Here is a 25523-nt window from a genome sequence, read left to right as displayed (position 1 = left end):
GCACCCCCTCGCGGTCGGCGCCCGAGACGCGCAAGATGGGCACGGGGGCATCGTCCGGTGCGCCCGGAACGTTCGAGGAGGAACGCCATGTCATCCGTCGCACGCGTCACCACCATCACCGCCTTCTCCGAGACGAGCTTCGAGGACGCCGTCGCGGTCGGCATCGCCCGCTCGGCCCAGACGCTCCGCAACGTCAAGGGCGCGTGGGTCAAGGAGCAGAAGGTCAAGGTCGAGGGCGAACGCATCGTCGAGTGGTCGGTGACCCTCGAGGTCACCTTCGTGCTCGACGACTGAGCGTCGGCGCGCCGGGGCGGGGAGGCGTCGCCTCTCCGACCGTCGGGCGCGGACGCGAGCTGGTCAGCCGCAGAGGGTGAGCGACTCGACCGATGCACCGAGTGCGCCGGGTCCGCCGAGCAGCAGGACCCCGAGGACGCCGCTGTCGACGATGCCGGCCGCTGCCGACGCAGGAATGCACGAACCCGGCGAGAGGTGGATCGGCGCGCCGAGCATGCCGGCGAGCGGTCCGCCGGCGAGCGCGTCCGGGAAGCCCGTGCCCGAGGCGATCAGGGCGTACTCCGTCTCGTCGAACACGGCGCCGTTCACCGCCGCGGCCGTGGCGTAGCGGTCGGGTCCCGCGAGTCGCACGACGTGATCGGAGCCACCGACGAGCGAGGCCAGCGATGCCTCGACGCCGCCGCTGACGGAACCCGGGCCCCCCGCGATGAGGACAGCGGTCACGCCGAGGTCGGAGATGAGGGCGGCGGTCGCCGCGTCGACCGACCTCGCCGCGCCGTCGACGAGGATGACCGGGCCGCGGAGGGCACCGGCCGCGGGCCCGGCGGCGAGGGCGTCGGGGAAGTTCGCCGCAGTGGCGACGAAGGCGGTGGACGCACCGTCCTGGCCGAAGGCGTCGTCGACGATCAGCCGGGCCGTGTCGTAGCGCGTCGCGCCGCCCAGCCGGTCGAGGTCGGCGGGGTCGTCGACGTACGCCGCGAGCTGGCGGAACACGGCAGCGGACACCGATCCCGTCCCGCCTGCGACGACGATCCGCTCGGGTCGGATGCGTGCGAGTTCGGCGGCGACCACGGGCGGGATCCGGTCGGCGGGAACGGTCAGCACGACGCCGCCCGCGTGCATGGCCGCCGGGCCCGCGGCGAGGGCATCGGGGAAGTTGAACGCGTTGGCGACGTACACCACCGGCGCTCGCAGACCGTCCTCGATCGCGGCCTTCGAGATCTCGACGGCGGTGGCGAATCGATCGGTGCCGCCCAGACGCCCCACGTCGAAGTACCGCGGCTCGAGCGCCACCTCTCCGAGATCCAGGTCGATGCCCTCCTCGACCACGACATCGGTCCGAGCCGCGAAGTACCTCGCGTCCTGCCAGAACTCTCCACCGATGCTCTCGTCCAGTGACGACGCGAAGTGGACGGCGTACCGACCGGGTTCGAGCACCGGCGCCGTGACGGCGCCGCGCCAGCCGGCGGGTTGGTCCAGAACCACGGGCAGGTACGCATCCTCCGTCTCGTCGTATCGCCAGATCGAGAACATGCCGCCGTCCCAGATGGGCTGACCGGCATAGGTGAGGTCGGCACGGAACGATCCGCCGCGGCGGAGCTCGATGTCGATTCCCGACACCCACTCGCCCTCGTCCACGTCCAGGAGCCCCGGCCGGATCCCGTCACCTCGCCATTCGCCCGGGAGCGCCAGCGTCGACCGGTGCGGCTCCACGCGAACCGTGTAGCTTCCGGGAGTCACCCCGTGCACCTCGAACGTGCCGGTGGGCCAGACGGACCCGGCCCGGTCGGTGTCGCCGTTCTCGCTGACGAGTCGGAGCCCTTCGCCGCTGTAGGGCTGGGAGGTGCCATCGGAGTCGATGACCGTGACCGTGCCGGCCACCGCCGGGACCGGGTCGAGCACGATGTCCAGGTCGATGACCGCCCCGAGCGTCAGCACCAGCGGTGCGCCCGTGGCGGAGGCCCACGGTTCGCCGTTGTGATCTTCGGTCGTCCAGTACGGGCCGTTGCTGAAGCCGGCTCGATACTCTCCGGGCGGAAGCGGCTTGCTGGTGAAGGTCCCGTCTTCCGCGAGATCGATGATGCGGTTCTGCGGTACCTGGCCGGTCCGGAGCGCATTGATGCTCGCCCGCGGCTTGCCGTACTTGTTGGGGCCGAAGTCTGCGGTACTCCCGGTGAGGGTCCCCCGCACGACCGCGCCGCGTTCGAGCCTGGTGTGCAGCGTCAAGGTCTCGCCGGCGACCACCTGGACGAACGGAGCGTCCGCCTCGTAGTACGCGTCCGACCAGTACTCCCCGATGAGGCCGGCGTCTCCGACGTAGCGGAACATCAGTCGGTACGACCCCGGGCTCACGTTCGCGAACGCGTAGGCCCCCGTCTCCGGGTCGACGTCGACCCACGCGACGCTGGAGTACGCATTCTGGAGCGTCACGCCCGCCCAGTCATCCGAGGAGAGCAACTCGCCGTCCGGACCCGTGACCGTGCCGGTGATGGTGCCGGTCGTCGGTTCCTCGGCATGCGCGGGCGCGAGCGCCGACGGCGCCAGGACGAACGCGATGGCTGCGGCGAGCACAGCAAGGAAGCGGGGGCGGCGAGGGCGCACGTGCGGGTCTCCGTCGATCTGCGGCGCGGTCGGGCCCGGCACGCAGGAGAGAGCATACTTCCCCGCGGCAGCCGGCAGCGTATCGACCCCACCCCGAGTGCACGGATGCCGCGGCGACCGGTTCGCCGCGGCATCCGTCGCCACCGTCTGCGCCTACTCCCCCGCGAGTCCGCCCAGCAGGTGGCCCATCGGCCGGTCGAGCGAGAACGGGTCGTTCACGCGCTCGCTGCGGTCGGTGCGCTCGACGAGCTCGGCGAACTCCCGAGCGCCGCGGAAGATCCGCTCGGGCAGCGAACGCACGCCGTCCCCGCCGCCGCCCCAGTCGCCGGTCGCGGCGAAGACGCCCGTGGTGACGGGGATCGCGTGGAGGTAGGTGAACAGCGGCCGGATGGCGTAGTCGATCGCGAGCGAGTGCCGCGGCGTGCCGCCGGTCGCGCCGATGAGCACGGGCAGGTCGGTGAGCGACTGCGGGTCGATCACGTCGATGAACGACTTGAACAGGCCCGCGTAGCTCGTCGAGAAGATCGGCGTCACGGCGATGAGACCGTCGGCCGTCGCGAGCTCGTCGAGCACCTCCTGCAGCTTCGGCGGGGCGAAGCCCGTGAGCAGGTGATTCGTGATGTCGTGCGCGAGGTCGCGGAGCTCGACGGTGCGCACCTCGGCCTCGACGCCGCGTTCGCGGAGGACGTCGACGGCGTCGGAGGTGAGCCGGTCGGCCAGCTGCCGCGTCGAGCTCGGGGTGCTGAGCCCCGAGGAGACGACGACGATGCGCTTGGCGCTCATCGGGCACCCGCCGTTCCCGCGGACGCGAGTCCGAACGCGGCGCCGCGACCGGGGGCGGTCCCGCCCTCGGCGTCCTGGTAGGGCGATCCGGCCGTCAGGTTGTCGCCGCGGTTGGCGCGCGGGGTGGCCTGGCGGGGCGCGCCGTCGCCGTACTTCGCCTTCACGAGCGACGCGTGCGTGGGCGCGTCGGGCACGTCGGCCGGACGGTTCTTCGCGAACTCGCGTCGCAGCACGGGGACGACCTCCTCGCCGAGCAGGTCGAGCTGCTCGAGCACGGTCTTCAGCGGCAGGCCGGCGTGGTCGATGAGCCAGAGCTGGCGCTGGTAGTCGCCGACGTAGTCGCGGAACCCGAGCGTCTTGTCGATGACCTCCTGGGGGCTGCCGACGGTGAGCGGGGTCTGCTGCGTGAAGTCCTCCATGCTCGGGCCGTGGCCGTAGACCGGCGCGTTGTCGAAGTACGGGCGGAACTCGTTCACGGCGTCTTGCGAGTTCTTGCGCATGAACACCTGGCCGCCGAGGCCGACGATCGCCTGCGCGGCGGTGCCGTGGCCGTGGTGCTCGAAGCGCTGGCGGTACAGCGCGATCATGCGCTGGGTGTGCGACGCGGGCCAGAAGATGTGGTTGGCGAAGAAGCCGTCGCCGTAGAAGGCCGCCTGCTCGGCGATCTCGGGCGTGCGGATGGAGCCGTGCCAGACGAACGGGGGCACGCCGTCGAGCGGCCGCGGCGTCGACGTGAAGCCCTGCAGCGGCGTGCGGAACTTGCCGGACCAGTCGACGACGTCCTCCCTCCACAGGCGGTGCAGCAGTTCGTAGCTCTCGATCGCGATCGGCAGGCCCTGTCGGATGTCCTTGCCGAACCACGGGTAGACCGGGCCGGTGTTGCCGCGGCCGATCATGAGGTCGGCGCGACCGCCCGACACGTGCTGCAGCATCGCGTAGTCCTCGGCGAGCTTGACCGGGTCGTTGGTGGTGATCAGCGTCGTCGCGGTCGACAGCTGCAGCGTGGAGGTCTGGCCGGCGATGTAGGCCAGCGTGGTGGTCGGCGAGGAGGACCAGAACGGCGGGTTGTGGTGCTCGCCGAGGGCGAAGACGTCGAGCCCGACCTCCTCGGCGTGCTTGGCGATCGTCAGCGTCGCCTGGATGCGCTCCGCCTCGCTGGGCGTGCGACCCGTGGTGGGGTCCTCCGTGATGTCACTGACGGTGAAGATTCCGAACTGCATGTCTCTCGCCCTCCTGGGCCGATCGGGTTTTGCATACATTCGCATGCAATTGATCCCAACGGATGCCACGCCCACACTATTCCCGGCCCACCCCGCCCGGTCCGCCGGGCGTCAGTCGAGGGCGAGCACCGCCTCCGCGGCATCCGCCAGCGCGACGCCGTACGACCGGCCGTGCCCCGCGGCGTGCACGGCGAGCGGATGCAGCTGGTGGAGCGGCACGCGGTCGCGCCAGCCGGCACGCAGCGGCAGCTCCCGCTCGTATCCGTCGAGCACCTCGGCGAGGAACGGGCAGCCGAAGAGGTGCAGCATCGCCAGGTCGGTCTCCCGGTGGCCGCCGTGGGCGGCGGGGTCGATGAGCACGACGCCTTCGGCCGACCACAGCACGTTCCCGTTCCAGAGGTCGCCGTGGAGGCGCGCGGGCGGGTCGCCGTCGTCGAAGGCGCCCGAGGCCACGACGGCCGCGGCCCGTCGGACGATCTCGGCCTCGGCCGGGCTCACGTTGCCCGCCCCCTCGGCGATCGGGAGGAACGCGAGCACCCGGTCCCGCGCGTAGAACCGACCCCACGACGTCTCGGCTGCCGCGGCCATGGGCCGGCGGCCGATGAAGAGCGGGCCGCTCCAGCCGTCGGGCGGCGCACCGAACGCGGAGGCTCCCGCCGCGTGGGTGCGGGCGAGCGCCGTCCCGAACTCCCGGGCGGACGCGCGGTCCGGCCGGACCTCGGGGATGCGCTCCAGTTCGATCCAGCCCGGTCCGACCCCAGCGACCCGCGCCGTGGGCGCCCCGCCGGCCGCGGCGAGCCACTCGAGCCCGGCGGCCTCGGCCTCGAAGAACCGCTCCGGAGCGTCGACGCGCCGCTTGGTGATGGTCTGCACCGGTCCAGTCTCGCCCACGAGCACGGGGCCCGCCGCTGTCGCGACGGGCCCCGCAGGTTGGATCGGTCCGGACTACTCCGTCTCGGTCGGACCGTGGTCGTGGTCGTGGTCGTGGACCAGGTCGGGGTCGAGTCCGCCGCCGTTCTCGCCGACGAAGGTTCCCTGGGGACCGGCCGGCGCGGGCAGTTCGAGTCCACCCGGAACCTTGACACCGGGAACGCCGTTCACCGACTCCGTCGAGTAGGAGTAGACCAGGACGGCGAGCGCGACTGCGTCGGCATTGACGCCCATGGCGTGCAGGTCGACGTTGTCGATCGTGTCGCAGGCCTGGTGGTAGCACGGGTCGAACGAGGCTCCGGCCGTGCCGCCCCAGATGGACTGCTGCTCTGCGGTCTTGACGACTTCGGCGCCCGTGAACAGTCCACCGGCGGGGATGTCGTTCTCGATGAACGCCTGGTAGTCGCTGCGGCCGCTGAACGCGGTGTCGTCGTACGGCTCGCCGACCATCGTGTAGTAGCGCTCGAAGAGGTCCTCGATCGCGGTGGAACCGTCGGGCACGGCGACCGGTGCCTCGAAGCTCGACTCGTTGCCGTCGTACACCATGAAGATGTAGTTGGGCGAAGCGACCATGTCGAAGTTCAGGTACAGCGCGATGCGGTCCTTCTCCTCCTGGCTGAGCTCAGCGACGTACTCCTCGGAGCCGATGAGGCCGGACTCCTCTGCACCCCACCACGCCAAACGGATGGTGTTCTGCGGCTCGAGCTTCGAGATCTTCTCGGCGAGGTCGAGCAGCGCGGCCGAGCCACTGCCGTTGTCGTTGATGCCGGGGCCGGCCTGGACCGAGTCGAGGTGCGCGCCCGCCATGACGATGTTGTCGTCGTTGACGCCCTTCTTCTCCGCGATGACGTTCTTCTGCGGACGCGACTCGGGCGCCGGGACGAACACGTTCGCGGTCGAGCCGGCCTGCGCCAGCGCGACGCCCTGATCGTAGCTGGCACCGACGACGGGGATGTCGACGACGTCGGAACCGCCGAGCGTGCCGACGATCAGACCCTTCCGGGCGTCGGTGTCGGCGTCGCCCTGGTTGAAGATGATGGCACCCGAAGCGCCGGCCGCTTCGGCGTTCAGCGCCTTGACGGCGAAGCTGCAGGTGCCGCGCTGCATGAGGGCGATCGTGCCGGCGGTGAACCCGGCGAAGTCGGCCGCCTCGCAGCCGCTGCTGCTCATGTTGCCGACCCCGAGCTGGAGGTCGACGGGGGTCACCGCTGCGGTGACATCGCCCGCGCCGCTGCCGGTGTAGGGGCCGGTCGGGTAGTCCGCGTTCACGGGCGTCAGCTGGGTCAACGTGGACGGTCCGACGTAGGTGTACGGGAACTCGTCGATCGACACCTCCCAGCCGGCGGCCTCGAGCACGTCGACGACGTAGTCGACGCTCGCCTCGTAACCCGAGGTGCCGGCGGCGCGATTGTCGTCGTTCTCGTCGGCGATCGCCTGGAACGCTTCGAGGTGCTCGAGCGCGCCTTCGGCGCTCACGCACTCCAGCAGCTTGGCGACGGTGTTGTTGTTGCGTGCGTCGCACGACTTGCCGGGTGCGGCGAGTGCAGCGCCGGCCGGCGCGAGCGCCAGGGCTCCGACCACGGATGTCGCGGTCGCGAGCACCGCGGCGCGGCGGGAAAGCCTTGCAGATCGATACATCGTCTCTCCTTCTCGGGCGCGTCCTCGTCGACACGCCTCCAGCGGGAACCCTATGCGGAGCGACTCCCGAAGAAACAGACTTGACTTTCCCTCGGTGTACCCCGTATGGGCGACACCCGAAGGGGCTGCGATTCAGCCCGGCGCGTCGGCGCCGTGCTCGCCGAGCGCTGCGGGCAACCCGCTGAGATCGAGGTCGACGCGGAAGGGCCGCGACGCGCCCTCGATGCGTGCCGGCACGCGCACGAAGCGCCGCGCCGCGCCCAACTCGTCGAGCCGGTCGCGCCACGTCGCCTCGGCGGACTCGGCGACGAACCCGGCATGGCGCGGCCGGCCGTCGCCGACGAGCTGCACGCCGATGCGGAACCGCGGCGAGAGCCACCGACGGGCGCGGGGCACGAGCACGGCGTGCTGCTCGGCGCCGCCGTGCAGCCTCGCGAGGTCGATCGCGGCCTGGTGCCGCTGCACGTCGATCACGGGCACGACCGTGCGCAGGTCGCCGCGCGCGGACGGCGCATCGAGGAGGTCGAGACCGTCGAGGGTCGTGAGGTCGCCCATGGTGTCGGGGTCGCGCGTGCGGCGCTCGCGCAGCAGCACGGCGGCGAGCCACAGCCCGGCGAGCACGATCGCCGCCAGGAGCGCCACGAACGCCGGCCCGGACTCCGGCCGGACGACCCCCGTGAGCACGAGCAGCACGACGAGGACGAGGAAGGGCAGCGGCTCCCAGCGGAGGGGGTGGACGTATCGGGGGGCGGACACCACGACAGGCTACCGGCGCGCGTGCGGGCCGGCGTCCGCGGCATCCGTCACCGCAGTGCGTCGAGCCGCGACCCGATCTCCTCGAGCACGGCCTCGCTCCCGGCGTAGAGCCCGTGCTCGCGCGGCCGGTGCGAGACGACGTCGGTGAAGCCGAGCTCGCGGGCACGGCCGACGGCATCCTCGAAGGCATCGACGCTCGCCATCGAGTAGCGCCGGTCGTCGTCGAGCGACAGGACGCGGTCGAGGTCGGCCGGGTCGCGTCCCTCGGCGGCGCACGCCTCGTCGAGCCGGGCGGCGAGGTCGGCCGTGCCGGCCCACCACGCGGCATCCGTCTCGGCCTGGGGACCCGTCGTCACCCACCCGGACCCGAAGCGCGCGGCGAGCCGCATCGACCGCGGCCCGTTCGCCGCCATCAGGAACGGCATGCGCGGCCACTGCGCCGGCTCGCCCACCATGCGCGCCGCGTCGGCCGAGAAGTGGTCGCCCCAGTACGAGATGCCCTCGCCGGATCCCCGCTCGAACCGGAGCAGCAGGTCGAGCGCCTCGGTGAACTCGCGGAACCGGTCGTACCGCTCGCGCGGGCTCAGCTCGCCCTGCCCGAGCACGCGCGCGTCGAAGCCCGTGCCGCCCGAACCCAGCCCGAGCACGAGGCGCCCGCCCGCGATCTGGTCGAGCGTCGCGACGTCCTTCGCGAACGGCACCGGGTGACGGTAGTTCGGGCTCGCCACGAACGTGCCGAGCCGGATGCGCTCGGTGACCATGGCGGCGGCGGTCAGGGTCGGGACGGTCGCATGCCACCGCTCCCCCGCGAGCCCGCGCCACGACAGGTGGTCGTAGGTCCAGGCGTGGTCGAAGCCGAGCCGCTCGGCGTCGCGCCAGAGCCGGGCCGCGTCGGGCCAGTCGTACTGGGGAAGGATGACGAGTCCGAAGCGCATGGCCGCAGCCTACGCGGGCTCGCCGACGCGGGCCGGACGCGGGCCGGCGGGCGGGTCCACGGGGGTGCCGTCGGGCACGGGCACGAGGTCGATGTCCAGCGCGACGGTCGCCACGGTCCGCTCGCGGCGCTCGAGGCGCACCAGCACGATGCCGCCGAGGATCAGGACGCCGCCGAGCACCTGGAGCGGCCCGAGCGACTCGCCGAGCAGCACCCAGCCGATGATCGCGGCGAAGATCACCTCGGACAGGCCGAGGAACGAGGACAGCCGCGAGCCCAGGAGGCGGATGGCGGCCACGCCCGCCGTGTACGCGAACGCGGTCGAGACCGCGCCGACCGTGAGCAGCGGCACCCACCACGGTGCCGTGCCGCCGAGGAAGGACACGTCGGTGAAGGCGGCCTCCATCGGCATGATCCCCACGAGCCCGGAGAGGCCGAGCGCGACGGCACCGACCACGAAGCCCGCGGCGAGGAGCGCCACCGGCGGCAGCTGCTCGGTCGCGCGCTCGCCCACGGCGTAGTACACGCACACGCCGACCATCGCGATGCCCGCGAAGAGGAGGCCGAGCACGTCGAGGTCGCCGCCGCCCGGGCCGATGACGAGCACGAGCCCGGCCATCGCGAGCACCGAGCCGCCGAGCACGATGAGCTGCGGCATCCGTCGCGTGCGCACCCAGGCGAAGAGCACCAGGGCGATCGGGGCGAGGTACTCGATGAGCAACGTCATCGACACCGGGATGCGCTCGAGCGATGCGTAGAAGGCGACCTGCACGGCGGCCACCGCGACGAGGCCGTAGAGCAGCACCGTCCACCGGGCGCGCCACAGCGGTCGCAGGTCGAAGCGCAGGGCGATGAGCGCGGGCACGGCGAGGAGCGCCGCGGCGATGGAGATGCGGGCGAGGACCGCCGCGCCGGGCGACCAGCCGCTCTCGAGGAGCGGCTTCACGAAGACGCCGCCGGCCCCGAACGCGAGGCCCGCGCCGAGTCCGAGCGCGATGCCGACGATGCCCCGTGATACGCGCACGAGCCCCCTCCTCCACAGATCGCCGGATCCGGCCATGTCAGGACCGAACACCGTTATGCTCGTGACGGTACTCGCACGGATGTCAGGAGTCAAATGATTTTCACCGCTGACACGTCCGCGGCCCTCGGATTCATGGCCGCGGTGGCCGACACCGTGCCCGGCGCGTCGGAATCCGGCGAGGACGAGCTCGCGACGACCGCGCAGCTGCGCACCCTCCTCGACGACTGGGGCTTCTCCGGACGACGCGACGGCGACCGCCGCGAACTCGACGAGGTGCGCGCCGTCCGCGACCGCCTGCGCGCGCTCTGGACCCTCGAGCGCGACGACCTCGTCGATGCCGTCAACGGCATCCTCGAGGAGACGAACGCCACCCCGCGCCTCATGCGGCACGACGGCCTCGACTGGCACATCCACGCCGTCTCGCAGGACTCGCCGCTCGCCGAGCGCATGCTCGTCGAAGGCGCCATGGCGCTCGTCGACGTGATCCGCGCCGACGAGACCCGGCGGCTCGCCCGCTGCGACGCCGACGACTGCACGGGCGTGTTCGTCGACCTGTCGAAGAACGCCTCCAAGCGCTACTGCAGCACCCGCTGCGGCAACCGGATGGCCGCCCGCGCCCACCGCGCGCGGACATGAGGATGCCGCGGGCAACCCCATGCCCGCGGCATCCGCTCGGTACCGGCCCGACCGATCAGGCGGTCTGCCCGGCGTGCTCTCCCTCGGCGATCTCCTCGATCGCCTTGTCGATGAAGGCCGGCAGGTCGTCGGGATTCCGGCTCGAGACCAGGCCCTGGTCGACGACGACCTCCTCGTCGACCCAGTCGGCGCCCGCGTTGCGCAGGTCGGTCTGCAGCGACGGGTAGGACGTGAGCGTCCGCCCGCGGACCACGTCGGCCTCGACGAGCGTCCACGCGCCGTGGCAGATGACCGCGACGGGCTTGTGCTGCTCGAAGAAGGCGCGTGCGAACGCGACCGACGCGTCGTCCATGCGCAGGTGGTCGGCGTTGACGACGCCGCCCGGCAGCACGAGCGCGTCGTACCCGTCGGCCGACGCCTCCGTCACGAGGCGGTCGACGTCGAACGTGTCGCCCTTGTCGATGTGGTTCATGCCGAGCACCGTGCCCTCGGTGGGCGACACGAGGTCGACCTCGGCGCCGGCGCCCTTGATGGCGTTCCACGGCTCCGTCAGCTCGACCTGCTCGAACCCGTCGGTCACCAGGAAGGCGACCTTCTTCCCGTCGAGTCGTTCTGCCATGCGCTGTTCCCCCTTCGTCGTCGGACCCGGCCGACGCTACGGGGGGCGCTGTCGGCGCTCAACCGGGTTGACAGCCGAGGCGGCGCCATCCGCTCGTGCTCCTCGGCCCCGCGGGCCTCCCCGCACATGACGAAGGCCCCCGGCGGGCTCGGGATGAGCCGGCGGGGGACCTTCGCAAGAAGTTCGCGGTGTCGTCGAGAGCCGCGCGGGAAATGCGCTTAGCGGCGCAGCCCGAGACGCTCGATCAGCGAGCGGTAGCGGTTGATGTCGACGTCGGCGAGGTAGCCGAGCAGACGACGACGCTGGCCCACGAGGAGCAGCAGGCCACGACGCGAGTGGTGGTCGTGCTTGTGCTCCTTGAGGTGCTCGGTGAGGTCCTTGATCCGCTTGGTGAGGATCGCGATCTGGACCTCGGGGGATCCAGTGTCACCGGGGTGCGTCGCGTACTCTTCGATGATCGCCTTCTTGGTATCTGCATCCAGTGCCATAGATGGGATCCCCTTCCTTCTCGTTGCGCGCTGCCCGGGGCCTTGTGCCTGGGCTCTCTTCATGCGCGGCCGGTTCACGGCAACCTCAATACTCTAGCAGAGCGGATGGCTCCCGCCCGACGTGGGCGGGCGTCCCCGGGTGCAGACTGGGCCCATGGGGTTCGCGATGAAGCGTGTGACCGTCGGGGCGGACCCGGAGGAGTGATGCCGGCGTGAGTGCGGCACGAGCACGTGACGTCGAACGGGACGGCACCCCGCCCCCCGCGGTCACCGCCGCCGTGCTCGCCGTCCTCGCCGTGCTCCTCGCCGCATGGACGGTCGCGGCGGTGGCCGAGACCGCCGCGCGGGTGTCCACGGCGAGCACCCCGGTCCAGGCCGTCGTCGTGGACGAGCGCGTCGAGGAACGCGTGGTCGGCGACCGGCGCGGCAGCCGGCCCGCGCCGTTCCGCATCGTCGTCGTCGAGCTGCCCGACGGCACGCGCGCCGACCTGCGGAGCGAGGACCTCGCGGTCGGCGCGGAGGTGACCGTGCACCGGGATGACGCGGGCCGCGTCTTCGCCCGGCCCCCGGCCGCCCCCGGGCTCCTCGAGTGGTCGCTGTGCACCGCGCTCGCCGCGTCGTCGGTCCTGCTCGCGGTCGCGTCGCTGCGGGCGGCGGTGCGAGCGCGCCGACCGTAGGACGCCGCGCGCCCTACCCGCCGGGCACGAACGGGAAGATCGCCGGCCAGCCGTTGTGCGCGTACACGATCACGGCGAACACGACCGCATCGAAGATGAGGTGCACGATGAGCACGTACGTGAGCGACTTGGTGAGCTTGAAGGTGTAGCCCTGGATGAGCGCGAACGGGATGGTGAGCAGCGGACCCCAGGCCTGGTAGCCGAGCTCCCACAGGAACGACACGAACACGAGCGACTGCAGCAGGTTCGCCTGCCAGGCCGGGAAGTGCCGCTTCAGCAGGGTGAACACCGTGCAGATGAAGAACAGCTCGTCCCACGTGCCGACCGCGTTCACGCCGACGAACAGGCGCGCGATCTCGTTCGGCGTCTCGACGACCGGCCAGTTCGTGTAGACGCCGGAGGTGATGAAGTAGAACGGCAGGATGAGCCATCCGGCGAGCGTGACGAAGATGAGGTAGAGCCACTGGGTGCGCGTCCAGCGACGGCCGGTGCGCCACGGGAAGCGGATGACGCGCTCGCGGTAGACGAAGCGTGAGATCACGTACGGCACGACGACGGCGAGCCCGAGCACCACCGCGAAGCGCACCATGGCGGCATCCGTCAACTCGGCCTTGAGCGACATCGTGGAGATGATGACCTGCCCGATCGCGATGAGGAGCAGGTCGGGCGCGAGGCGCTCGGTGCGGCCCGACCGGTCGACGAACCAGGCGATCACGAGCCCCGCCGCGAGCAGCGCGTAGCCGGGCAGCTTCTCCTGGAAGCCGAAGAGCGACACCGCGGCCACGCACACGAGGAAGGCCGGCACCAGTCCGATCGGATGCGTGCGCACGTCGGTCGGGGCGGGAGCGGTGGCGGTCACCCGACCAGCCTGCCATGCCGCGACCCGCGCGCCCGGGACTCGCAGGCGACTCGCGGTCCGGAGCACCGATGCTGTCGGCGGCGCGTGCGAGCATCGTCGCATGACCCGGATGCCGCCCTCCCCCCGCTCGCGCGACGCCCGACCGCGCGCGGGCATCGTGCCGCCGTGGCTGCTGCTGCGCGTCGCCGAGGCGACCGATCGGTTCGACGTGGCGGCGGATGCCGCGCAGCGCTCGCTCCGCCACGACGTGCCGTTGCGCGAGCTCCGCGCCGAGGGCGGGCATCCGTCGTTCGGGGCTCCGCCAGTGCCGCGCGAGCAGCCGTCGCTCCGGCCGGGCGCCGAACCGGAGCCGGACCGTCGCATCTCCGACGCCGGCGGTGCGCAGACCCTGCCCGGCCGCCTCGTGCGCCGCGAGGGCGAGCCCGCCACGGGCGACGAGGCCGTCGACCAGGCCTACGACGGCCTCGGCGAGACCTACCGCCTCTTCCAGCGCGTCTTCGGGCGCGACGCGATCGACGGCGCCGGCGCGCCCCTCGAGGCGACGGTGCACTTCGGCGACCGCTACGACAACGCCTTCTGGGACGGCGAGCGGATGGTGTTCGGCGACGGCGACGGCGAGGTGTTCCGCGGGTTCACCCAGTCGCTCAGCGTGATCGGGCACGAACTCGCGCACGGCGTCACCGAGGCCACCGCGCGGCTCCGCTACCGCGACCAGTCGGGGGCGCTCAACGAGCACGTCTCCGACGTGTTCGGCGCACTCGTCGAGCAGTACGCGATGGGGCAGGATGCCGGGGCGGCGACGTGGCTCATCGGCGAGGGGGTCTTCACCGACCTCGTCGAGGGCCGCGCCCTGCGCTCGATGATCGAGCCGGGCACCGCGTACGACGACGACGTGCTCGGCCGTGATCCGCAGCCGGCGCACTTCCGCGATTACATCCGCACCAGCGACGACAACGGCGGCGTGCACCTGAACTCCGGCATCCCCAACCGGGCGTTCGCGCTCGCCGCGGTCGAGCTGGGCGGCTTCGCGTGGGAGCACGCCGGCCGGGTCTGGTACGACACCCTGACCGCAGGCACCCTGGGGCCCGACGACGGCTTCGCGGTGTTCGCCGCCGCCACGCTCGAGTCGGCGCGCGCCCGGTTCGGCGCGACCTCGGCCGAGGTGCGGGCGGTGGCGAGCGGATGGCGCACGGTCGGCCTCGACCCGGAGTAGCCGGCGACGGGGCCCGACCCGCGGAGTACCATCGGCCTCATGGAGGTCGAGGTCATCCGCAGCGGCGGCATCGCCGGGCTCCGCCTGACGTGGAAGGTGCACGTCGAGGACCAGCCCGACCCCGAGGAGTGGGAGCTGCTCATCGAGCGCCTGCCCTGGGGCGAGACGCCGCCCGCGCCGCCCGAGCCGGATCGGTACCAGTACCGCATCCGGTGCGAGCCGCACGAGGCGACGCTCGCCGAGCGCCAGGTCACCGGTCCGTGGCGCGACCTCGTCGAACGGGTGCGCGAGCGCGCCGAGCCCGAGCGGGGTCGCCCGCCGGCGCGCGACGCCTGATCCGGGCGGCGCCGGTCGGCCGGGAGCCGAACGCAGGCCGCCCGATCTCAGGTGCTGCGGAGTTCCCCGCGCACGATCGAGTCACCCGAGTGGGCCGGGTCGCCGTCCAAGGGCTCGGCGGAGACGTCGACGAGCGTGTACTCGTCGAGGTCGATGCCCTCGGGCACCACGAACCGGCCGCTCGACCCGTCGAGCAGGCCCAGGCTCACCAGCCCGGAGGCGTCGGAGCGGATGAGCCACACCTCGCGGACCTCGCCGGCCGGGACCGTCGCGTCGAGGTCGACGACGACCGTCCTGGTGCCGTCGAGTTCCTCGACCGTGGCCGAGCCCACCGCGTCGTCCCATCCCGGGAAGGAGTCGAGCTCGGCGCTCGCGAGCACGACCGCCGGGTCGGGTCCGGCCGTCCCGCCGCCGGACCCGCTGGCCCCCAGGAGCCAGCCGAGCCCGATGCCGGCCAGGATCCCGCCCGCCGCGGCGACCACCGCGATGGGCAGCCAGGCGCTCCGCCGGCGGGTGCCGTCCGGTCCGTCGGACGCGAGCGCCGGGCGACGCGACCGGCGCCGAGGCGCGACGTGACCCGACCGCTCCCCCGATGCGGGACCGGGCTCGCGGCCCGGTGCGGCCTCGGCATCGACCGATGCCGCTCGCGCGGCCTCCGGTGCCGGAGCCACCGCCACCGCGGCCGGCGCGCGACCGACAGTGGGGTCGGCGGCCAGCTCGGGCGCGAGGTCGAGTTCGGCGTGGATCGCCGCCCACACGGAGGACGGCGGCGCTTCGAACGCGTCATCCGGGGTGCCGCGCCCCAGCGCGACGGTCCGGACGAGCGTGTCGTACTCGGCGAGGCAGTCCGGGCAGGCGTCGAGGTGGGCTCGGACGGCTGCGTCGGGCTCGCGCCCGTCGAGGGCGAGCACGGCGAGCTCTTCAGGCTCGATGTGGTCCATCATCCACCTCCCATCGCGTGCGCAGCCTGGCGAGGCTGCGTCGGACATGGCTCTTCACGGTTCCGATCGGCAGGCCGAGGGTCTCGGCGATCTGCGAGTGGCTGAGCTCGTCGTAGAACGCGAGCTGCATCACCCGGCGCGGCACGGGCTCGAGCCGTTCGAGCTCCTCCGCGACCATGACGCGCTCCGCGAGGTCGTCGTCGACCGCCTCCGGTGCGGTCGACGCCTCGGCGACCAGCGAATCCTCGAGGCGGCGGGCCCGGGCACGGGCCTCGTGGGCGTCGGCGATGCGGTGCTTGGCGATGCCCACGAGCCAGGCGCTGAGGCTCGAGCGCGTCGCGTCGAACGTGTGCCGGCCCCGCCACGCGGAGATGTAGACCTGCTGCGTGACGTCCTCCGCGTCGGTCCGGTCGCCGAGCGACCGGAGCGCGAGCCGGAACACGAGCGGCGACCATCGCGCGTACGCCTCGCGCAGGGCGCGCTCCTCCCCGGCGGCGAACTCGTCGGCCAGGGCGCGATCGTCCAGCGTGTCGAAGGCGGTCGCGCTCACGGTTCGGCGTTCACCCCTTCTTCGGATCGGGAGGAGCCGCGCGTCGGCGGCGACCCGCGGCGGCGCCGCGATCGTCGCGTGCGGCGTCGGCATCAGCATATCCATCCTCCCTTTCGCTTCGGCGGAACGCGACCTCGCGGGTCAGCGCGGTGTGGCGGTGAGCACCAGGTTGCTGAGGTACGTGCGGTTGACGTAGTCGAACTCGCCTCCGCAGGTGATCAGCGTGAGCCTCGACGCGCCCGAGCGGTCGAACGCGGCGTCCCAGTCGACGACGCCCTTCTCGATGACCTCGAGCGAGTCGACGCCGAACGAGTGCCGGGTGCCCGCGGCATCCGTCACGACCACGAGCGTGCCGGGTCGCGCGTCGCGGAGCTTCGCGAACGGGAGCACGGCGTACTCCAGCGAGTCGACGTGCGCCGCGATCACGGTGGAGCCGCTGCCGCTCGCCGGCGCCGGGCCCCACTGGTACCAGGCGGCGACGGCGGGGTCGTCGAACAGGGCCATGTTCCCCTGCGCGTCGAGCCCGACTGGCCGGACGGCCATGTCGATGCCGAGGGCCGGCACCTCGACGCGGGTCGGGGCGGGGGGTTGAGCGCGCCGCTGTTCCTCGAGCGAGGCGGACTGGCGCGGGATCTCCGGCACGCTCGCGGGCGGTGCGGCCGCCGCGGGCCGGGAGGCCGGGTCCGCCCCGGGCGACGCGGTCGCCGACGGCGCGACGGGCGCGGCGCCGCCCCCCGACGGCGCCGCGACGCACCCGGCCAGCAGGCCGAGCGCGGCGGAGACCGCGACCAGGGACCCGATCACCCTGGCCGCAGCCTCCGTGCCCTTCATGCGGATCAGCGCTCCGCCTTCGCGGTGACCGCCTTGCGGGCCGCAGCCGCGGCGAGCGCGATCGCGGCGAGGATCGCCAGGCCGGCAGTCGCCCAGATGCCGAACTGCTGCTCGGGCGCGTTCGTCGCGACGAGGCCCGCGGAGCCGGCCGGGACGCCGTCGGGGCTCGAGTGCATGCCCGAGATCGTCTGGACGGCGAGATCGAGGTTCTCGTCCTCGAGGCTGCCCCAGGCGTAGACGATGGTCAGCGTGCCCTCGGCGACGTCGACCGGTGCCGGGCCGAGGACCGGGTCGGTCGTGCCGGTCGCGGCCACCGAGGCCTCGACGGTGCCGGCGGGCAGGTTCAGCGTCTGCTCGTCCGGGTTCGCCAGGTTCGAGATCACGGCCTCGCCACCCGCCAGGATGTCCACGGGCGGCGCGGCGGCCACGTGGCGCACGGTGAGGCGACCCTCGCCCGCGGCGATGTCGGACACGTCGTTCGTGAACAGGTTCGCGGTCGGCGCGCCGTCGGCGTCGAGGTGGGCGACGGCGGTGTAGTTGCCGCCCGCCTCGAGCGGCAGGTCGATCGGCCCCAGGACCGGCTCGGACGCGTCGGTCGAGTCCGGGGCGGCGAGCACCACGGAGTACGTGCCGGCGGGCAGCTCGAGCGGGCCGGCCAGGTCACCCGGCTGGAAGTCGTCGAGCGTGAGTTCGTCGTTGACGTACACGTCGACGGGCGTGTCCGGGATGCCGTGCAGCACGGAGAGCATGGCGTTCTGCTCGGATGCGGTGGCCGGGGCGACGGCACCGAACGCGACGAGCGCTCCGGCACCGATGCCGGCGATGAGGATCTTCTTCATGATTCCCTCTCAGGTCAGCCCCGCGGGGCGGAGCGGCGTTTCTTGCCTTCACCACCTACTTCCGGCCACGCCCCCCGATCGGATGCACCTGAATGGAAAAACTTCGCCGAACATGACGAAGGCCGGCGGACCCGAGGGTCCGCCGGCCGTGAACGCCGTGGTCGTCGGCTCAGCTGACGCCGAGCAGGTCGATCACGAAGATGAGGGTCTTGCCGGAGAGCTGGTGCCCACCGCCGGCGGGACCGTAGGCCTTCTGCGGCGGCACGATGAGCTGGCGACGTCCGCCGACCTTCATGCCGGGGATGCCCTCCTGCCAGCCGGCGATGAGCGCCTGGAGGGGGAAGTTGATGGACTGCCCGCGGCTCCACGAGGAGTCGAACTCCTCGCCCGAGTCGTACTCGACGCCCAGGTAGTGCACGTCGACCGTCGAGCCGGGCGCCGCCTCGGGGCCGTCGCCCACGACGATGTCCTCGATGACCAGGTCCTCGGGGGCCGGGCCCTGGGGAGCGTCGACCTCGGGCTTGCTGTTCGTATCAGTCATCCCCCCATCAAAACGGATGCCGCGGGCCGGGGCAATCCGGGACGCCCGTCCGCGGGGGTCTTGCGCCACGGGCGAACATCTTGCAGTCTGAAGCCCTCAAGGACTCGTCGCCCCGTCGAGATGTCGGCATTGCCACATCCACAGGGCGACGAGTTCTTCCGTTCACGGATCACTCCTCCATGAGGCGCGAGCGGATGAGGAACCGCACCCCCTCGGGCGCCTCGAGCGAGAAGCCGCTCCCCCGGCCGGGAACGACGTCGACCGTCAGGTGCGTGTGCCGCCAGTACGTGAACTGCTCGGCCGACATCCAGAACGGCACGACCCGGCCGGATCCGAGATCGAGTTCCCCGAGCAGCACGTCGGCGGCGCTCGTCGCGAACTCGCCCGCCGGGTAGCACATCGGGGCGCTGCCGTCGCAGCATCCGCCGGACTGGTGGAACATGAGCGGGCCGTGCGCGGCCCAGAGCGTCGCGAGCAGGACGCTCGCCGCGGGCGTGAGCTCCACCCGCGGCGAGACGTCGCCCTCGATCGTCACGGACGCGACCACGCGGCCCGCGAGTTCGTCGATCGACATGGCTCGTGGCATCCGGATCAGAAGAACCCGAGCGGGTTCTCGCTGTAGCTGACGAGCAGGTTCTTCGTCTGCTGGTAGTGCGCGAGCGCCTGCTTGTTGTTCTCGCGGCCGATGCCGGAGGACTTGTAGCCGCCGAACGCGGCCCCCGCCGGGTAGGCGTGGTAGTTGTTCACCCACACCCGACCGGCCTGGATGTCGCGCCCCGCCCGGTACGCCTCGTTGCCGTTGCGGCTCCACACGCCGGCGCCGAGCCCGTACAGGGTGTCGTTCGCGATGCGGATCGCGTCGTCGTAGTCCCGGAAGCTCGTCACGGCGACGACGGGGCCGAAGATCTCCTCCTGGAAGAGCCGCATGCGGTTCTCGCCCTCGAAGATCGTCGGCGCGACGTAGTACCCCTCGCTGAGGTCGCCGCCGAGGTCGACGCGCTCGCCGCCGAGCAGCAGCTTCGCGCCCTCCTTCTTGCCGATGTCGATGTAGCTGAGGATCTTCTCCAGCTGGTCGTTCGAGGCCTGCGCGCCGACCTGCGTCTCGGTGTCGAGCGGGTTGCCCTGTCGCGCCTGCTTCGTGCGTTCGATCGCGTCGTCGAGGAACGTGTCGTAGATCGACCTCTGGATGAGCGAGCGGCTCGGGCAGGTGCACACCTCGCCCTGGTTGAACGCGAACAGGCTGAACCCCTCGAGCGCCTTGTCGTAGAAGGAGTCCCGCCGGTCGGCGACGGACTCGAACACGATGTTCGGGCTCTTGCCGCCGAGTTCGACGGTCGAGGGGATGATGTTGTTCGACGCGTACTGCAGGATGAGCCGGCCCGTGGTCGTTTCGCCCGTGAACGCGATCTTCCGGATGCGGTTGGAGGACGCGAGCGGCTTGCCGGCCTCGACGCCGAAGCCGTTGACGACGTTGAGCACGCCGGGCGGCAGGAGGTCGGCGATGAGCTCGACGAGCACGAGGATCGACACGGGCGTCTGCTCGGCCGGCTTCAGCACGACCGCGTTGCCCGCGGCGAGCGCCGGCGCGAGCTTCCACGTGGCCATGAGGAGCGGGAAGTTCCACGGGATGATCTGGCCGACGACGCCGAGCGGCTCGTCGAAGTGGTAGGCGACGGTGTCCTCGTCGAGCTGGGTGAAGCTGCCCTCCTGCGCGCGGATCAGGCTCGCGAAGTAGCGGAAGTGGTCGCTCGCGAGCGGGAGGTCGGCGTTCAGCGGCTCGCGGATCGACTTGCCGTTGTCCCAGGTCTCGGCGACGGCGAGCAGCTCGCGGTGCTCGTCGATGCGGTCGGCGATGGCGTTCAGGATGCCGGCGCGGTGCGCGGCGCTCGTGCGGCCCCAGGCGGGCGCGGCCCGGTGGGCGGCGTCGAGCGCGGCCTCGATGTCGGCGGCGGTGCCCCTGGCGACCTCGGTGAACGGCTTGCCGTTGACGGGCGAGATGTCCTCGAAGTAGGCGCCGCCCGCGGGCTTCACCCACTCCCCGCCGATGAAGTGCTCGTAGCGCGGCTTGAACTCGATCAGTGCGCCGGCGGTGCCGGGCGCGGCGTACACGGTCATCGTGTCTCCTCGTGACGTCGTCGTCATGCCCTCGGAGTGGGGCGGACGCCACGGTAGGCGCGCGGGCGTTGCGGACCGGTTGCCCTCGGGTTGCAACCCCGTTGCAGTCCGCGCAGCGCGGTCAGCGCAGCGCGGACTCGATGCGCTCGAGGTGGGCGACCACCGACGCGCGACGCGGGGAGCGCGGCGGCAGCACCTGGAGCAGCGCGCGCCAGAGCGCGGCGTCGTAGCGGTGTTCGTCGCGCTCCGCGAAGGCGAGCAGCAGGTCGGGTGCGGCGTCGGCGAGCATCGACTCGCGGAGGCGGCCCGCGAGCTCGTCGCGCAGCTCCACGATGCCGGGCGCGGCGGATGCGGGAAGCACCGGACCGGCGTAGTGCTCGAGCGCCTTGCGGAGCGCCCCTTGGCCGACCAGCTTCGCCACGCGGGCGGCGTCGAGGTCGAGCTCGCGGCCGAGGCGGTACGGGCGCGACTCGAGCGGCGGCTCCCCCGCCGCCTCGAGCACGCGGCGGAGGCGGGCGATCTCGGCGCGCAGCGTGACCGGCGAGGGGTCGCCCTCGTACACGAGCGCGGCGAGCCGCTCGGCGCCGAGCCCCCTCGGATGCCACGCGAGCAGGGTGAGGATCTCCGCGTGCCGCGGGCTGAGCTCGACGTCGCCGAGCCGAGGGCGCCGCTCGCCGAGCACCGTGAGCGCGGTGCGCGAGGGCGCGGGGACGGCGCGCAGGCGCGAACGGCGGATGGTGGCGTGCACGGCCGTCTCGAGGTTCGCGATGCGCAGTTCGGCCTCGACCGCCGCGACGGTCGCCGAGACGAGCGAGAGCGCGTGCGGGGCGACCGCGAGGTCGGTGCCCGTGATGTCGATCACGCCGAGCAGCGCGCCCGTCGCGGGGTCGTGCACGGGCGCGGCGGTGCAGCTCCACGGGTGCACGATCCGGTTGTAGTGCTCGGCACCGCGGATCTGGACCGGGCGATCCAGCTGCAGGGCGGTGCCCGGGGCGCTCGTGCCGACGCTCGACTCCGACCAGTCCGCGCCGGCGACGAACAGCATGTCCTCGGCGCGCCGACGCAGGTGCGGGTCGCCCTCCACCCAGAGCAGCCGCCCCTGGGCGTCGCCGACGGCGACGACGAGCCCCGCGTCATCCGCCCCCTCGACGAGCAGCCTGCGGATCACCGGCATGACCGGCGCGAGGGCGTGGCCGGCGCGGTACGCACGGAAGGCGTCGTCGTCGAGGTCGATGGTCGGCAGCGCCCGGTCGGGGTCGATGGCGCCGCGGATGGCGCGCTCCCACGAGTCGCGCACGACGGGACGGAGGCTGAGCGGCACGACGCCGGTCGCGATGGCGTCCTCCTGGGCGCGCAGCAGCCGATCGCGCAGGTCGCGCGCGTCGCGCTCCCGCGGGTCGTGGCCTGGACTGCGCACGCCGACTCCGATCGCCGTCGATTCCGGATGCGGACAGCATAGACCTCCCCGCCCGGGCGTCGGCCGGTCGCCGACGGGACGGTCAGGCGGAGATGGCGGCGCGTCCGCGGGTGACGGCGTCGAGCAGCACGCGCTCGTCCTCGAGCCGGCGCACGTCGCCGCGCCCGGTGACGAGGGCCTGGCGCGTGAACGCCAGCCGCGTGGCATCCGCGATGAACCGCTGCACCTGCGCGGTGCGCGGCGGATGCTGCGCGCGGGCCCACGCGAGCGCGGCCCGCCGGCCGGACGGCGTCGAGAGGCCGGAGACCTCGTCGGGGCTGAACCAGCCCGCGGCCGCGTACTCGGCGAGGCGGGTCCGGGTCACTCGCTGCTCCTCCCGGCGCAGCAGGATCGTCACGACGATCGCGCCGATGAAGATCGGGACCTGCACGGTGAAGTAGAGCGCCAGGGCGTCGGCGAACGCGAGCGAGCCGTTCCAGAACGCGTGGAGCAGGATCGCGGCGACCAGGCCGAGCAGGAACCATCCGATGACGCCCGCGCCGCCGCGGCGGGCGGCGATGCCGATCGCGATGCCCGTGCAGGCCGTGAAGAGCACGTGCGCGAACGGTGAGAAGATGCCGCGGACGACGAAGGTCGCCCCGAGCTCGCCCGCGCCGCCCTCGATGAGCGCCGCGCCGAAGTAGAGGATGTTCTCGGTGAAGGCGAAGCCCGCCGCGACGGTCGCGGCGTAGACCAGGCCGTCGACCGGCCCGTCGAAGTGCGACTTCGAGAACGCGTAGATGAGCAGGACGCCCACGCCCTTCGCGAGTTCCTCGACGATCGGCGCCTGCACGACCGCCTGCATGGTCGCATCGGCGCCGGCGCCGGCGGGGCTCGTCACCGCCACGAAGAGCTGCACGCCGAGGTCGACGATGAGCGCGATCGCCACCGAGACGGCCGCGCCCCAGAGGAAGGCGAACCACAATGCCCACCGCGGTTCGGGCTCCCAGCGGTCGATCCACCGGACCGCGAGGAGCACGATCGCGAGCGGCACGAGCGCGACGAGCGTGCCGACCACGAGCACCGAGATGCCGAACGAGATCGCGAGGTAGGCGAAGACGAGCAGGCCCGCGAGCACCGCGACGGCGCTCAGCACCACGATGCCGGCGCCCGCGCCCCGCCGGGGTTGTGCCGCGGCCGGCCAGACGTGCAGGTGCGGTTGGGGTCCGGGCGCTGGCGTCGGCGTGAAGCTCACGCGGTGCAGCCTACCGAGCGGTGCCCGGTGCGGGCTCGAACATCACGCCCGGGTTCAGGATGCCGGCCGGGTCGAACACCTGCTTGATCCGGCGCTGGAGCTCGACCGACGCGTCGCCGAGCTCCTCGGCCAGCCAGCGCCGCTTCAGCAGGCCGACGCCGTGCTCGCCCGTGAGGGTGCCCCCGAGCCGCACGGCCGCACGGAACATCTCGTCGGCCGCGGCCCAAACGTGCTCGGGCACCGCGTCGCCCTCGAAGACGAAGTTCGGGTGCAGGTTGCCGTCGCCCGCGTGGGCCAGGGTGGGGATCTCGACGCCGTAGCGCTCACCGATCTCGGCGATCGCGCGGAACATCTGCGGCAGGCGCGAGCGCGGCACGGCGACGTCCTCGATGAGCACCTTGCCGCGCGAGGCGAGCGCCGGGTGCATGGCCCGCCGGATGCCGAGGAGCCGTTCGCCGGTCGCGGCATCCGTCGAGCGGGTCACGCGACCGCCGGCCTCGGCGAACACGCGGGCGATCACGTCGGCCTCGGCGGCGGCGTCGCCCGCATCCGTCTGGGCGAGCAGGAACGTCTCCCCCGGTGCGAGGTCGGCGATCGGCGTGCCCGCGAGCTCGTCGGGCCCGAGGAACTCGGCGACGCGCCCGAGGCCCACGGCGTCGACGAGCTCGAGCAGCGCGGGGCGGATCCGTGCGGCGGCGACGCCCGCGGCGGCGACGCCGGCCGCCTCGACGTCGGGGAACGCGGCCGCCACGGTGTGGGTCTCGCCCGCCACGACGGGGCGGAGGCGCACGGTGGCCTCGACGATCACGCCGAGGGTGCCCTCGGAGCCGGTGAGCAGGGCGGTGAGGTCGTAGCCCGTGACGCCCTTGACGGTGCGGTGGCCCGTGCGCAGCAGCGTGCCGTCCGCGAGGACCACCGCGAGGCCCAGCACGCTCTCGCGCGTCACGCCGTACTTCGCGCAGAGCAGCCCGCCCGCGTTCGTGGCGATGTTGCCGCCGATCGACGAGATGGCGCGGCTCGCGGGGTCGGGCGCGTACCAGAGGCCGCGCTCCCGCGCGGCGCGGTCGAGGTCGCCGTTCAGCACGCCCGCCTCGACGACGGCGAGCTCGTCGACGTCGTCGAGCTCGAGGATCCGGTTCATCCGCGTGAGGTCGAGGACGATCGCGTCGCGGCTCGCGAGGGCCCCGCCGGCGAGGCCGGTGCCCGCCCCGCGCGGTACCACCGGGGTGCGCGTCTCGTGGGCCAGCCGCAGCACCTGCTGCACGTCGTCGACGGCTGCCGCGTGCACGACGGCGAGCGCCGGGTGCTCGCTCACCCAGCCGGAGCGGTCCTCCCGGACGGCGTCGAGGGCGGGGCCGCTGGTGACCACGGCGTCGCCGAGCGCGGCGGTGAGGCGGGTGAGGACGTCGTCGTACATGCCGTCAGCGTACCCAGCGCAGCCATGTCCGATTTCCGCTATCCGGCGACGGCGGGGCGTGCGAGCCTTGAGGGGTGATGACCCCGACCGCCGCCCCCGTTCGGCCCCGCGACGCCGACCCGCTCGGCGACCCGGCGTTCGCCCAGCGCTACCGCGCCATGCTCGCGCGCGACGCGAGGTTCGACGGGCAGTTCATCACGGGCGTCCACTCCACGGGCATCTACTGCCGGCCGAGCTGCCCGGCCGTGCCGCCGAAGCCCGCGAACGTGACCTTCTACCGCACGGCGGCCGCCGCCCACGAGGCGGGCCTCCGCGCGTGCAAGCGCTGCCTCCCCGATGCCGTGCCGGGCTCGCCCGAGTGGGACCTCGACGACGACCTCGCCGCGCGCGCCATGCGCCTCATCGCCGACGGCGTCGTCGAGCGCGACGGCGTCCCGGGCCTCGCCGCCCGGCTCGGGTACACGCCTCGGCACCTGACCCGGGTCCTGTCCGCCGAACTCGGAGCCGGGCCGCTCGCGCTCGCCCGCGCCCACCGCGCGCAGACGGCGCGCACCCTGCTCGTGTCGACCGCGATGCCCGTCGCCGACGTCGCGTTCGCCTCGGGCTTCGGCAGCATCCGCCAGTTCAACGACACGATCCGCGCGGTGTACGAGCGCAGCCCGCTCGAGCTCCGCGCAGCGGGTGCGCGGGCAGCGGATATCGCGACGGCCGTCGCCACGGCCGACGCCGGCGTCGTGCGCCTGCACCTGCCCGCGCGTCCGCCGTTCGACGCGGCGGGCGTCTTCGCCTGGCTCGCGGCCCGAGCCGTCGACGGCGTGGAGGTCGCCGGCCCCGACCGCTTCGAGCGCACGCTGGCGCTGCCCTCCGGTCCCGCCTCCGTCCGCCTCCGCGCCGCGGCGCGCGGCGCGG

The 25523-nt window shown here is 72.8% G+C and carries 27 protein-coding genes; 6 read left to right on the top strand and 21 right to left on the bottom strand.

Annotation, left to right across the window (positions count from 1 at the left end; genetic code table 11):
- The first annotated feature begins 87 nt into the window (after positions 1 to 87).
- Entirely contained in the window at positions 88 to 294 is a 207-nt protein-coding gene (locus AVP42_RS04900; protein WP_067946693.1) for a dodecin family protein, read from the top strand.
- Between the two features lie 63 nt (positions 295 to 357).
- Here the strand turns inward: AVP42_RS04900 and AVP42_RS04895 are convergent, their stop codons facing one another.
- From AVP42_RS04895 to AVP42_RS04860, 8 genes are all read right to left on the bottom strand, one after another.
- On the bottom strand, positions 358 to 2658 hold the full coding sequence (locus AVP42_RS04895) for a cell wall-binding repeat-containing protein (protein ID WP_157356734.1): 2301 nt from the start codon (positions 2656 to 2658) through the stop codon (positions 358 to 360).
- 111 nt (positions 2659 to 2769) lie between these two features.
- Positions 2770 to 3399, bottom strand: a complete 630-nt coding sequence (locus tag AVP42_RS04890) for an FMN reductase (RefSeq protein WP_067946689.1) — start codon at positions 3397 to 3399, stop codon at positions 2770 to 2772.
- Positions 3396 to 4619, bottom strand: a complete 1224-nt coding sequence (locus AVP42_RS04885; RefSeq protein ID WP_082847010.1) for an LLM class flavin-dependent oxidoreductase — start codon at positions 4617 to 4619, stop codon at positions 3396 to 3398. The genes AVP42_RS04890 and AVP42_RS04885 overlap by 4 nt, the downstream gene beginning before the upstream one ends.
- Before the next feature lie 111 nt (positions 4620 to 4730).
- Complete coding sequence (locus AVP42_RS04880) at positions 4731 to 5483, bottom strand: fructosamine kinase family protein (protein WP_067946733.1); 753 nt, start codon at positions 5481 to 5483, stop codon at positions 4731 to 4733.
- 81 nt (positions 5484 to 5564) lie between these two features.
- On the bottom strand, positions 5565 to 7187 hold the full coding sequence (locus tag AVP42_RS04875; protein ID WP_067946685.1) for a M28 family peptidase: 1623 nt from the start codon (positions 7185 to 7187) through the stop codon (positions 5565 to 5567).
- 132 nt (positions 7188 to 7319) lie between these two features.
- Positions 7320 to 7943: a hypothetical protein gene (locus tag AVP42_RS04870; protein WP_067946684.1), complete on the bottom strand. Its 624-nt coding sequence runs from the start codon at positions 7941 to 7943 to the stop codon at positions 7320 to 7322.
- A gap of 47 nt (positions 7944 to 7990) precedes the next feature.
- On the bottom strand, positions 7991 to 8878 hold the full coding sequence (locus AVP42_RS04865; protein ID WP_067946682.1) for an LLM class flavin-dependent oxidoreductase: 888 nt from the start codon (positions 8876 to 8878) through the stop codon (positions 7991 to 7993).
- Positions 8879 to 8887: 9 nt separating this feature from the next.
- Positions 8888 to 9901, bottom strand: coding sequence for a DMT family transporter (locus AVP42_RS04860; RefSeq protein WP_231878547.1), 1014 nt, complete (start codon positions 9899 to 9901; stop codon positions 8888 to 8890).
- A 93-nt stretch (positions 9902 to 9994) separates the two neighbouring features.
- On the opposite strand from AVP42_RS04860, the gene AVP42_RS04855 reads away from it, so the two are divergent.
- Positions 9995 to 10537: a CGNR zinc finger domain-containing protein gene (locus AVP42_RS04855; protein WP_197466958.1), complete on the top strand. Its 543-nt coding sequence runs from the start codon at positions 9995 to 9997 to the stop codon at positions 10535 to 10537.
- 55 nt (positions 10538 to 10592) lie between these two features.
- Here the strand turns inward: AVP42_RS04855 and AVP42_RS04850 are convergent, their stop codons facing one another.
- Together AVP42_RS04850 and rpsO are read right to left on the bottom strand one after the other, a co-directional pair.
- A complete protein-coding gene (locus AVP42_RS04850) occupies positions 10593 to 11156 on the bottom strand; it encodes a type 1 glutamine amidotransferase domain-containing protein (RefSeq protein WP_067946680.1) in 564 nt (187 codons plus the stop codon).
- A 218-nt stretch (positions 11157 to 11374) separates the two neighbouring features.
- On the bottom strand, positions 11375 to 11644 hold the full coding sequence (gene rpsO / locus AVP42_RS04845; protein WP_067946678.1) for a 30S ribosomal protein S15: 270 nt from the start codon (positions 11642 to 11644) through the stop codon (positions 11375 to 11377).
- A gap of 212 nt (positions 11645 to 11856) precedes the next feature.
- Between rpsO and AVP42_RS04840 the strand changes: the two genes are divergently transcribed.
- Positions 11857 to 12321 carry a hypothetical protein gene (locus AVP42_RS04840; protein ID WP_067946676.1) on the top strand — a complete coding sequence of 155 codons (465 nt, stop codon included), beginning with the start codon at positions 11857 to 11859 and terminating at the stop codon, positions 12319 to 12321.
- Positions 12322 to 12334: 13 nt separating this feature from the next.
- On the opposite strand, the gene AVP42_RS04835 is transcribed toward AVP42_RS04840, so the two are convergent.
- Positions 12335 to 13180, bottom strand: coding sequence for a CPBP family intramembrane glutamic endopeptidase (locus AVP42_RS04835; protein ID WP_067946674.1), 846 nt, complete (start codon positions 13178 to 13180; stop codon positions 12335 to 12337).
- A 100-nt stretch (positions 13181 to 13280) separates the two neighbouring features.
- On the opposite strand from AVP42_RS04835, the gene AVP42_RS04830 reads away from it, so the two are divergent.
- Together AVP42_RS04830 and AVP42_RS04825 are read left to right on the top strand one after the other, a co-directional pair.
- Positions 13281 to 14393, top strand: a complete 1113-nt coding sequence (locus AVP42_RS04830) for a M4 family metallopeptidase (protein ID WP_082847008.1) — start codon at positions 13281 to 13283, stop codon at positions 14391 to 14393.
- A 39-nt stretch (positions 14394 to 14432) separates the two neighbouring features.
- On the top strand, positions 14433 to 14729 hold the full coding sequence (locus tag AVP42_RS04825; protein WP_067946673.1) for a protealysin inhibitor emfourin: 297 nt from the start codon (positions 14433 to 14435) through the stop codon (positions 14727 to 14729).
- Positions 14730 to 14776: 47 nt separating this feature from the next.
- Here AVP42_RS04825 and AVP42_RS04820 read toward each other — a convergent pair whose 3' ends face one another.
- The 10 genes from AVP42_RS04820 to AVP42_RS04775 all read right to left on the bottom strand — a co-directional run bounded on the left by AVP42_RS04820 (position 14777) and on the right by AVP42_RS04775 (position 24614).
- Positions 14777 to 15670, bottom strand: coding sequence for an anti-sigma factor (locus AVP42_RS04820; protein ID WP_067946671.1), 894 nt, complete (start codon positions 15668 to 15670; stop codon positions 14777 to 14779).
- A complete protein-coding gene (locus AVP42_RS04815) occupies positions 15651 to 16313 on the bottom strand; it encodes an RNA polymerase sigma factor (RefSeq protein WP_082847011.1) in 663 nt (220 codons plus the stop codon). The genes AVP42_RS04820 and AVP42_RS04815 overlap by 20 nt, the downstream gene beginning before the upstream one ends.
- A 48-nt stretch (positions 16314 to 16361) precedes the next feature.
- The gene (locus tag AVP42_RS04810) at positions 16362 to 17051 is read right to left on the bottom strand and encodes a class F sortase (RefSeq protein ID WP_157356733.1); all 690 of its coding nucleotides are present in this window, start codon (positions 17049 to 17051) and stop codon (positions 16362 to 16364) included.
- A gap of 5 nt (positions 17052 to 17056) precedes the next feature.
- Complete coding sequence (locus AVP42_RS04805) at positions 17057 to 17890, bottom strand: DUF4397 domain-containing protein (RefSeq protein WP_067946667.1); 834 nt, start codon at positions 17888 to 17890, stop codon at positions 17057 to 17059.
- 169 nt (positions 17891 to 18059) lie between these two features.
- Complete coding sequence (locus AVP42_RS04800) at positions 18060 to 18431, bottom strand: FKBP-type peptidyl-prolyl cis-trans isomerase (RefSeq protein ID WP_067946666.1); 372 nt, start codon at positions 18429 to 18431, stop codon at positions 18060 to 18062.
- A 169-nt stretch (positions 18432 to 18600) separates the two neighbouring features.
- Complete coding sequence (locus tag AVP42_RS04795; protein ID WP_067946664.1) at positions 18601 to 19017, bottom strand: DUF779 domain-containing protein; 417 nt, start codon at positions 19015 to 19017, stop codon at positions 18601 to 18603.
- 5 nt (positions 19018 to 19022) lie between these two features.
- Positions 19023 to 20546: an aldehyde dehydrogenase family protein gene (locus tag AVP42_RS04790; RefSeq protein WP_067946662.1), complete on the bottom strand. Its 1524-nt coding sequence runs from the start codon at positions 20544 to 20546 to the stop codon at positions 19023 to 19025.
- 121 nt (positions 20547 to 20667) lie between these two features.
- The gene (locus AVP42_RS04785) at positions 20668 to 21963 is read right to left on the bottom strand and encodes a GAF domain-containing protein (protein ID WP_067946660.1); all 1296 of its coding nucleotides are present in this window, start codon (positions 21961 to 21963) and stop codon (positions 20668 to 20670) included.
- A gap of 82 nt (positions 21964 to 22045) precedes the next feature.
- Complete coding sequence (locus AVP42_RS04780) at positions 22046 to 23197, bottom strand: PrsW family intramembrane metalloprotease (protein ID WP_231878546.1); 1152 nt, start codon at positions 23195 to 23197, stop codon at positions 22046 to 22048.
- 10 nt (positions 23198 to 23207) lie between these two features.
- Positions 23208 to 24614 (bottom strand): FAD-binding oxidoreductase, encoded by a 1407-nt coding sequence (locus AVP42_RS04775; RefSeq protein ID WP_067946657.1) that lies wholly within the window; start codon positions 24612 to 24614, stop codon positions 23208 to 23210.
- A gap of 77 nt (positions 24615 to 24691) precedes the next feature.
- Here AVP42_RS04775 and AVP42_RS04770 point away from each other — a divergent pair.
- Positions 24692 to 25523: bifunctional transcriptional activator/DNA repair enzyme AdaA (locus AVP42_RS04770; RefSeq protein ID WP_157356731.1), on the top strand; the 832-nt coding region annotated here is incomplete at its 3' end.

The organism is Agromyces sp. NDB4Y10 (assembly GCF_001620055.1).
Classification (GTDB): domain Bacteria; phylum Actinomycetota; class Actinomycetes; order Actinomycetales; family Microbacteriaceae; genus Agromyces; species Agromyces indicus.
Note: the sequence above shows the minus strand (reverse complement) of the source record. Positions and strands in the feature narration are given on the sequence as shown.

Coding starts and splice junctions, on each gene's coding strand:
- AVP42_RS04900 (WP_067946693.1), top strand. CDS start 88: ATGTCATCCGTCGCACGCGTCACCACCATCACCGCCTTCTCCGAGACG.
- AVP42_RS04890 (WP_067946689.1), bottom strand. CDS start 3,399: ATGAGCGCCAAGCGCATCGTCGTCGTCTCCTCGGGGCTCAGCACCCCG.
- AVP42_RS04885 (WP_082847010.1), bottom strand. CDS start 4,619: ATGCAGTTCGGAATCTTCACCGTCAGTGACATCACGGAGGACCCCACC.
- AVP42_RS04875 (WP_067946685.1), bottom strand. CDS start 7,187: ATGTATCGATCTGCAAGGCTTTCCCGCCGCGCCGCGGTGCTCGCGACC.
- AVP42_RS04865 (WP_067946682.1), bottom strand. CDS start 8,878: ATGCGCTTCGGACTCGTCATCCTTCCCCAGTACGACTGGCCCGACGCG.
- AVP42_RS04855 (WP_197466958.1), top strand. CDS start 9,995: ATGATTTTCACCGCTGACACGTCCGCGGCCCTCGGATTCATGGCCGCG.
- AVP42_RS04850 (WP_067946680.1), bottom strand. CDS start 11,156: ATGGCAGAACGACTCGACGGGAAGAAGGTCGCCTTCCTGGTGACCGAC.
- rpsO (WP_067946678.1), bottom strand. CDS start 11,644: ATGGCACTGGATGCAGATACCAAGAAGGCGATCATCGAAGAGTACGCG.
- AVP42_RS04830 (WP_082847008.1), top strand. CDS start 13,281: ATGACCCGGATGCCGCCCTCCCCCCGCTCGCGCGACGCCCGACCGCGC.
- AVP42_RS04825 (WP_067946673.1), top strand. CDS start 14,433: ATGGAGGTCGAGGTCATCCGCAGCGGCGGCATCGCCGGGCTCCGCCTG.
- AVP42_RS04820 (WP_067946671.1), bottom strand. CDS start 15,670: ATGGACCACATCGAGCCTGAAGAGCTCGCCGTGCTCGCCCTCGACGGG.
- AVP42_RS04815 (WP_082847011.1), bottom strand. CDS start 16,313: ATGCCGACGCCGCACGCGACGATCGCGGCGCCGCCGCGGGTCGCCGCC.
- AVP42_RS04810 (WP_157356733.1), bottom strand. CDS start 17,051: ATGAAGGGCACGGAGGCTGCGGCCAGGGTGATCGGGTCCCTGGTCGCG.
- AVP42_RS04805 (WP_067946667.1), bottom strand. CDS start 17,890: ATGAAGAAGATCCTCATCGCCGGCATCGGTGCCGGAGCGCTCGTCGCG.
- AVP42_RS04800 (WP_067946666.1), bottom strand. CDS start 18,431: ATGACTGATACGAACAGCAAGCCCGAGGTCGACGCTCCCCAGGGCCCG.
- AVP42_RS04795 (WP_067946664.1), bottom strand. CDS start 19,017: ATGCCACGAGCCATGTCGATCGACGAACTCGCGGGCCGCGTGGTCGCG.
- AVP42_RS04790 (WP_067946662.1), bottom strand. CDS start 20,546: ATGACCGTGTACGCCGCGCCCGGCACCGCCGGCGCACTGATCGAGTTC.
- AVP42_RS04775 (WP_067946657.1), bottom strand. CDS start 24,614: ATGTACGACGACGTCCTCACCCGCCTCACCGCCGCGCTCGGCGACGCC.